The following is a 7305-nucleotide window of genomic DNA, read 5'->3' as shown; positions in this document are numbered from 1 at the left end:
GTCACCCGCGCACGTCCCACCGTTATGGCCCAGGAGCCACGATGACCACCACCGATCACCCGGAGCCCGCCTCCTCCGCGGTCCCGCTGCACTGCCTGCGCTTCGCGGAAGCGGGGCCGCCGCGCCTCGCCGCCCTGCCGGGAGGCGCACCGGCCTGGCTGGTGAGCCGGCACGCCGACGTGCGGCAGGTGCTCTCCGATCCGCGGTTCGGGCGGGCCCTGCTGTACGCCGCCGACGCGCCGGCCCTGTCCGACGTACCCGATCTCGTCAACAGCCCGGATCTGATGTTCAACCAGGACGGTGCGGACCACCTGCGGCTGCGCCGCACTCTGCGCGGGGCCTTCACCCCGCGCGCGGTGGCGCGTTGGCGGCCGTGGATCGCGGACATCGTGGCAGAACTCCTCGACCGGCTGGACGGCCGGGAACGGCCGGCCGACCTGGTGGCCGAGTTCACCCTGCCGCTGCCCGTGGCCGTGATCAGCCGGCTGATGGGGCTGGACGAGACCGCGCGGAGCCGGCTGCGGCACTGGAGCGAGCACGCCTTCTCCGACGGCTCGCACTCGGGCGAGGAGGTGGAGTCGGTGCTGAAGGAGTTCGGCGTGTTCGGCGCGGACCTGCTCGCCGAGCGGCGGCGCACACCGGGCGACGACCTGATCAGCGGCCTGGTGGCAGCCGCCGACGCGGAGGGCGGCGTTCCCGAGGCGCAGTTGGTCAGCCTGGTCTGCGGTCTCGTCGTCGGGGGCCACGACAGCACGATGACCATGCTCGGCAACGCGCTGCTCTACCTGCTGGGGGAACGGCCGGAGGTCTGGTCCCGCCTGGGCGCCGACGAGGAGGCCGGCGGGCGCGTCGCGGACCGGATCGTCCATCTCATCCCGCTGGGCGACGACCGGGGTTCCACGCGCCGCGCGTCGGCGGACGTCGAGGTGGGCGGTGTGACGATCCCGGCGGGGGCGGTCGTGCTCGCCGACTGCGGTATGGCCAACCGCGATCCGGAGGTCTTTCCTCCGCACACCCTGCACGACCTGTTCGCGCCGTTGGAGGCGCCCACGCTCTCCTTCGGTGCGGGAGCGCACTACTGCCTCGGGGTGTGGCTGGCCCGGACCGAGCTGCAGTTGGCCCTGCACGGCCTCGCCGCCCGCTTCCCCGGCCTGCGCCTGGAGGACCCGGTGGACACCGTCGTGTGGCGGACCGGCACGACGTCCCGCAGCCCTCGGAGCCTGAGGGTGAGCTGGTAGGCGCGCGGTACGGGTCCGGACGCGGCTTCGGGCGGGGCTTCGGGCGGGGCTTCGGGCCGCGCCCGGGGCCGGGCGTCCGGGCGGCGGTCTCCGATCGGGAGCGGTATCCCGCCCCAACGCGGGTACGAGTACCGGCACACGACCGAGGGAGACTCCGGTGACCAGGGATACGTCGATGCGGGCGGTGGGGTGGGCGCAGTCGTTCCCCGTATCGCGTGGGGTACGGGCCTGTCGGCAGTGGACCCGGGAGCGGCTGGAGTCCCTGGAGTGGGCGGGCCAGTCGCCGGAGACGGTCGACGCGGTGCTGCTCAGCGTCTCCGAGCTCGTCACGAACGCGCATGTGCACGCGCACAGCGAGGCGCAGCTGGTCCTGACCTGGGACAGCCACTGCCTGCACGTCAGCGTCCACGACTCCGACCCCCTCCCGCCGGACCAGAAGGCCGAGGACCTGACGACGACCGGAGGGCGCGGGCTCGCCATCGTCGACGCGCTGGCCGACAGCTGGCACACCCATCCGCAGCGGACGGGCAAGACCGTCACGGCCTGCTTCGTGCCGCCGGTGGCCCCGGAGCCGCGGGCGCAGGTCACGGCCGAGGACTGACCGCGCGAACCACCGGGCGGTCCGCCCCGTGAGTGGCAGGGACCGCCTCCGCCTCATAGCGTGGACGCGTGGGCGCCTCGGCAGGCGTTGTCCGGGCGCCCGCCCGGCTCGGCAGCGCGGTCCCCGCATCAGGGCCGCGCGCGGGCGCCCGGTCGCGGGAAGGTGACGCGGCGGCGGGGCCGTCGAACCGGTACCGCCAGGGGGGCCTGGAGGTAGCCATGCCGAGGCCGCTGTGGACCGGGGCGATCAGCTTCGGGCTGGTCACCATCCCGGTGAAGATCGTGTCCGCCACCGAGGACCACGACATCCACTTCCACCGGGTGCACCTGGAGGACATGGGCCGGGTCCGGACCCGCAAGATCTGCGAGATCGACGGCGAGGTCGTGCCCCAGGAGGAGATCGGCAAGGGGTACGAGCTGTCCAAGGACCGGACGGTACCGGTCAGCGACGACGAACTCGCGCAGATGCCGCTGCCGACGGCCAAGGCCATCGAGATCGTCGCGTTCGTCGAGAGCGACACCCTCGATCCGATCGGGATCAGCGACTCGTACTACCTGGCGACCGACGGCCAGGTCGCCGCCAAGCCCTACACCTTGCTGCGCAGGGCCCTGGAGCGGTCGGAGAAGGTGGCCGTGGCGAAGTTCGCGTGGCACGGCCGGGAACGGCTGGGGCTGCTGCGGGTGCGGGAAGGGGCGATCGTGCTCCACTCCATGAAGTGGCCGGACGAGATCCGCAGCCCGCAGTCCCTGGCGCCGCGGGAGGTCGAGGTGGACGACGACGAGATCGAGCGGGCCGTCCAGCTGACCGGCACGATGGCGATCGACGATCTCAGCGGCTTCCGCGACGAGTACCGCGAGGCGCTGGAGGCGATCATCGCGGCGAAGTCCGAGGGCAGGCCGCTGCCCGCACCGGCCGCCGAGGAGGAGAAGCAGGGCGAGGTCGTGGACCTGATGGCCGCGCTGAACGCGTCGGTGAAGGCGGCGAAGGAGTCCCGCAGCGAGGACGAGGACGCCACGGTGCACGAGATGCGCCCGGCCCGGAAGGCGGCCCGCAAGCCGGCCGCGAAGAAGACGGCCACCGGGAAGAGCACAGGCCGGACGGCGTCGACCGCCCGGAAGAGCGCGGGAGGGAACGCGGGGAAGAGCGTGAGGAAGAGCGCGGAGAAGAAGACGGCGGCCGAGAAGCGCAGTGCCTCCTGACCGGTCCCCGGGCGATCTGCCCGCGATCGCCCCGATGCTCGCGACGCCCGGCGCCCTGCCGCCGGAGGGGTCCGACGGCCTGTTCGCGTACGAGGTGAAGCAGGACGGCCAGCGGACCATGGTCTATCTGCCCGGCGACGGCACGGTGGTGCTGCGGTCGCGGTCCGGGGCGGACATCACGTCGGCCTATCCCGAACTGCTGTCCCTCGCCCGAGCGCTGGGAAGCCGCCCGGCGGTCCTCGACGGCGAGATCGTGGCGCTCGACGAGCGGGGGCGGAGCGACTTCGAACGCCTCCAGTCCCGGATGGGGCTCTCCGGCTCCCCCGCGAAGGCGGCCAGAATGGCCGAGCGGGTGCCCGCGCGCCTGATGCTGTTCGACCTGGTGCACCTCGACGGCCGCTTGATCACCGCGCTCCCGTACGCCGAGCGCCGCCGCCTGCTCGAAGGGCTCGCGCTGCACGGGCCCGGCTGGTCGACGCCCGCCGCGATCGTCGGCCACGGGGCCGAGGCGCTGGAGACGACCCGGGCGGCGGGGCTGGAGGGCGTCGTCGCCAAACGGCTCGCCTCCCCGTACGAACCGGGCGTCCGGTCGAAGGCGTGGATCAAGATCCGTCATGTGCGGACCGTCGACGTCGTCGTCGGCGGGTGGGTCCCCGGGCACGGCCGGCTCACCGGTCTGCCCGCGGCCGTGCTCGTCGGCGAACGCCGCGACGGGGCGCTGCGCTACGCCGGAAACGTCGGCACGGGGTGGAGCGACGCCGAGCGCGCGAACCTCGGGCGACTGCTCGGGGCGGCGGAGATCGACCACTGCCCCTTCGCCGAGACTCCTCCGGTGGCTCCGGTCCGATGGGCGCTGCCGCGGCTGGTCGGCGAGGTCCGCTACGCGACCCGGACCCGCGCCGGACGCCTCCGCCAGCCCTCCTGGCACCGATTGCGGCCCGACCTCGCCCCCGACGACCTCCTCTGACCTCGCCCGCCTGCGGCGGCGGGGCGTCACCGCCGGGGCGGCACCGGCCGGGGGCCGGGCTCCTACGGAACGGCTCGTGCGCCTTCTCGCAGGCCGGTCTCCGGCCGGCATACGGCGCACGCCCGGATGTCCGGATCCGCGAGCGCGATCAGCGCCTCGCGCCGGTTGACGAAGCCCATCGGCGCCTCGTACAGCGCGCAGCCTCCCCGGTGCAGCAGGGCCGACTCGTTCGACCGCTGCGGCTGGATCTTCCAGGACTGCTCGGCCCGCGCGCGCTCCGCCCGTCGCCGTTCCCGCCGTTCGGCCGCCTCCAGCTCGCGCACCCGGCTCTCCGCGTACCGCAACTGGTAGCGGAGCCAGTCGACCAGGGCCCGGTTCTTGTCCAGGTCGGACACGTCGCCTCCGGGCATGGCTAAGCGGCCTCGTTCCCGGCCGCCCGTTCGGGGACGGTGCCGGCCGCCCGTTCGGGGACGGTGCCGGCCGCCCGTTCGGGCGCGGGCCGCAGCCGCGTCCGGCCCCCGACGGACCCGCCCCGCTCGAACTGCCGCCAGAACGGGTGGGTCGCCACGACGGCGCCCAGGTCCCTCAGCCGCGCCCGGTACTCGGCGACCCGGCGCCTCTGCTCCCGCGTGCGGCCGGGTACGGGGGCGTCCTCGTGGAGGGCGCGGCCGTCGGTGTGCGGGTGCTCGCCGTTCCGCCGTACGGCCACCGGCCCCACCGGTCTCGGAAGGGTCCGTACGTACCGGTCGAGCTCGGCTCGCGTCCGGTGCAGGGCGAGCTGGGCTTCGCGCAGATCCTGGGGGAAGTCGAACGTGGTCACTCCAGAATGCTACGTCTGTTCGATTTACGGATGCGAGCCCGCGCTTCCGCCGCCCGCGCGGGAGGCAGGCGGGGCGAGCGACCGGCGGCACGTCCGGCGGGGCCGGCGGAGGACGCCCGCCGGCCCGTCCGCCCCGCCGCACGGCCCGCCCGGCCCGGCGACTCCCTCTCAGGCGGTACGAAGTGACACCCCATAAGGTCCCCACCCAGGCCAAAACGGGCGCCGATCAAGGGAAGTCCTCATTTACTGGCTGGTAGATATCTAGGCGACGCAGGTCACACACCTTTACCGTCGGGGCACCGCTCCGGGCCCCGCCCACGTCGGAGAGCCGCCGACCGGGACCCGGTGTCCTTCACGACCCGCCCCCAGGAGGTTCCCTTGCCACCCCGTACACCTCGCCGCTCCCGGCGCACACTCCCCGCCATGGCCGTCGCCGCGGTCCTGGGAGCGGTCTCCCTCGGCGCCCCCTCCCCCGCCGCGGCCTCCGACGCCGCCGCCGCCTCGGCGGACGGCGGCTACCTCGTCGGGCGCGGCATCGCGGACGTCACGGGCGAGGCCGCCGAGACCGGGATGATGGGCTACTCCAGTTTCGACCAGAAGACGTCCGGCATCCACCAGCGCCAGCGGTCCCGCGCGTTCGTCGTCGCGGACCGGTCGACCGGCAAACGCGTGGTGTACGTCAACGCCGACCTCGCGATGATCTTCCAGTCCGTGCAGCAGGGCGTCATCGCCCGGCTCAAGGAGCGGTACGGCAGCCTCTACGACGAGGCGAACGTCCTGCTGTCGGCCACGCACACCCACTCCGGGCCCGGCGGCTACTCCCACCACGTCGCCTACAACCTGTCCGTGCTCGGCTTCCAGAGCGCCACCTACCGGGCCGTCGTCGACGGGATCGTCGAGTCCGTCGCCAAGGCGCACGACGACCTGAAGCCCGGCACCGTCAGCCTCGGCACCGGCACCCTCACCAACGCCAGCGTCAACCGCTCCCGGACCGCCTTCGACCGCAATCCGGCGTCCGACCGGGCCGCCTTCCCCGGAGCGATCGACCCGGCCATGACCGTGCTGCGCTTCCGGCAGGGCGACAAGGACGCGGGGGCGATCAGCTGGTTCGCCACCCACAACACCTCGATCACCAACAAGAACACGCTGATCAGCCCGGACAACAAGGGCTACGCCTCCTACGCCTGGGAGCACGACCGGGAGGGCGTGCGCTACCTCGACAACACTCCGGGCTTCGTCGCCGCCTTCCCCAACACCAACGCCGGCGACATGTCCCCCAACCTCAACCTGAAGCCGGGCTCCGGGCCCACCGAGGACGAGTTCGAGAACGCCCGGATCATCGGTGAACGCCAGCTCGACAAGGCGCGCGAGATCTACCGCGACGCGAAGCCCATCGGCGGCGGTGTCGACTCCCGGATGACGTATGTCGACATGGAGAACGTCACCGTGAGCGGGGCCTACACCCCCGACGGGCAGGAGCGCCGCACGTGTCCCGCCGTCGTGGGAGCGTCGACGCTGGCGGGCAGCGTCGAGGACGGCCCGGCGATCCCGGGGTTCGAGGAGGGTACGCGCACGCCGGTCGCCGGCATCATCGACGCACTGCGCATCGACACCCCGTCGTGGCTGGCGACCTGCCAGTACCCGAAGGCGAGCCTGATCCCCACGGGTCTGCTGAGCAATGTCCACCCGGTCACCCCGAAGATCCTCCCGCTGCAGATCGTCAAGCTCGGCGAGCTGTACCTGGTCGCGGGGCCCGGCGAGTTCACCATCACGTCCGGCCTCCGGGTCCGCCGCACCGTGGCGCAGCAGCTCGGCGTCCCGCTCGACCGCGTACTGCTCCAGGGGTACGCCAACTCCTACAGCCAGTACGTGACGACTCCGGAGGAGTACGACGCCCAGCAGTACGAGGGCGGCTCCACGCTGTACGGCCGGTACACCCTGCCCGCCTACCAGCAGGAGTTCGCACGGGTGGCGGCCTCCCTGAAGCAGGGGACCGCGCTCGACCGGGGCACGACGCCGCCGGACGAGTCGGGCAGGCAGTTCACGTTCCAGACCGGCGTCGTGTACGACAACCCGCCGCCCAACCACTCGTTCGGATCTGTCATGTCCCCGCCGAGTGCTTCGTACGCGCGGGGTGCGACGGCGACCGTGGAGTTCGCCACCGGGCACCCGAAGAACAACCTGCGCCGGGGCGGCACCTTCCTGGAGGTGCAGCGGCTGGTCGACGGCACATGGGTGCGGGTGCTGGACGACGGCGACTGGGCGACCACGTACCGGTGGAAGCGGATCAACGGTCTGACCGGTACGTCGAAGGCCACGATCACCTGGAAGATCGCGGCGGACACGGTTCCGGGCGACTACCGGATCGTGCACCACGGCGACGCGAAGAACCTGCTCGGGAAGATCACCCCGTTCACCGGGACCTCGCCGGTCTTCAAGGTGAGCTGAGCGGCTTTCAAGGCGAGCCGAGCGACCGCAGA

The 7305-nt window shown here is 72.8% G+C and carries 7 protein-coding genes; 5 read left to right on the top strand and 2 right to left on the bottom strand.

The genetic code is table 11. The features are described from left to right. Positions 1-41: 41 nt before the first annotated feature. The 4 genes from EES43_RS28900 (at position 42) to ligD (ending at position 4005) form a co-directional block, all read left to right on the top strand. Positions 42-1238 carry a cytochrome P450 gene (locus EES43_RS28900; protein ID WP_124271505.1) on the top strand — a complete coding sequence of 399 codons (1197 nt, stop codon included), beginning with the start codon at positions 42-44 and terminating at the stop codon, positions 1236-1238. Positions 1239-1413: 175 nt separating this feature from the next. Then, a complete protein-coding gene (locus EES43_RS28895) occupies positions 1414-1839 on the top strand; it encodes an ATP-binding protein (protein ID WP_124272199.1) in 426 nt (141 codons plus the stop codon). Between the two features lie 218 nt (positions 1840-2057). Next, positions 2058-3038, top strand: coding sequence for a non-homologous end joining protein Ku (locus EES43_RS28890; RefSeq protein WP_124271504.1), 981 nt, complete (start codon positions 2058-2060; stop codon positions 3036-3038). 34 nt (positions 3039-3072) lie between these two features. Further along, positions 3073-4005 (top strand): non-homologous end-joining DNA ligase, encoded by a 933-nt coding sequence (gene ligD, locus EES43_RS28885; protein ID WP_124272198.1) that lies wholly within the window; start codon positions 3073-3075, stop codon positions 4003-4005. 62 nt (positions 4006-4067) lie between these two features. Here ligD and EES43_RS28880 read toward each other — a convergent pair whose 3' ends face one another. Both EES43_RS28880 and EES43_RS28875 read right to left on the bottom strand, forming a co-directional pair. Beyond that, positions 4068-4415: a DUF6233 domain-containing protein gene (locus tag EES43_RS28880; RefSeq protein WP_124271503.1), complete on the bottom strand. Its 348-nt coding sequence runs from the start codon at positions 4413-4415 to the stop codon at positions 4068-4070. Positions 4416-4417: 2 nt separating this feature from the next. Further along, positions 4418-4825: a hypothetical protein gene (locus EES43_RS28875; RefSeq protein WP_124271502.1), complete on the bottom strand. Its 408-nt coding sequence runs from the start codon at positions 4823-4825 to the stop codon at positions 4418-4420. Between the two features lie 378 nt (positions 4826-5203). Here EES43_RS28875 and EES43_RS28870 point away from each other — a divergent pair, with 378 nt between their 5' ends. Continuing rightward, positions 5204-7273 carry a neutral/alkaline ceramidase gene (locus EES43_RS28870; protein WP_124271501.1) on the top strand — a complete coding sequence of 690 codons (2070 nt, stop codon included), beginning with the start codon at positions 5204-5206 and terminating at the stop codon, positions 7271-7273. Positions 7274-7305: the final 32 nt, after the last annotated feature.

The organism is Streptomyces sp. ADI96-02, assembly GCF_003846185.1.
Classification (GTDB): domain Bacteria; phylum Actinomycetota; class Actinomycetes; order Streptomycetales; family Streptomycetaceae; genus Streptomyces.
This window is presented reverse-complemented; position numbering and strand designations above follow the sequence as displayed.

Excerpts from the sequence above, each read along its gene's own strand:
- EES43_RS28900 (WP_124271505.1), top strand. The coding sequence starts at position 42 with ATGACCACCACCGATCACCCGGAGCCCGCCTCCTCCGCGGTCCCGCTG.
- EES43_RS28895 (WP_124272199.1), top strand. The coding sequence starts at position 1,414 with ATGCGGGCGGTGGGGTGGGCGCAGTCGTTCCCCGTATCGCGTGGGGTA.
- EES43_RS28890 (WP_124271504.1), top strand. The coding sequence starts at position 2,058 with ATGCCGAGGCCGCTGTGGACCGGGGCGATCAGCTTCGGGCTGGTCACC.
- ligD (WP_124272198.1), top strand. The coding sequence starts at position 3,073 with ATGCTCGCGACGCCCGGCGCCCTGCCGCCGGAGGGGTCCGACGGCCTG.
- EES43_RS28880 (WP_124271503.1), bottom strand. The coding sequence starts at position 4,415 with ATGCCCGGAGGCGACGTGTCCGACCTGGACAAGAACCGGGCCCTGGTC.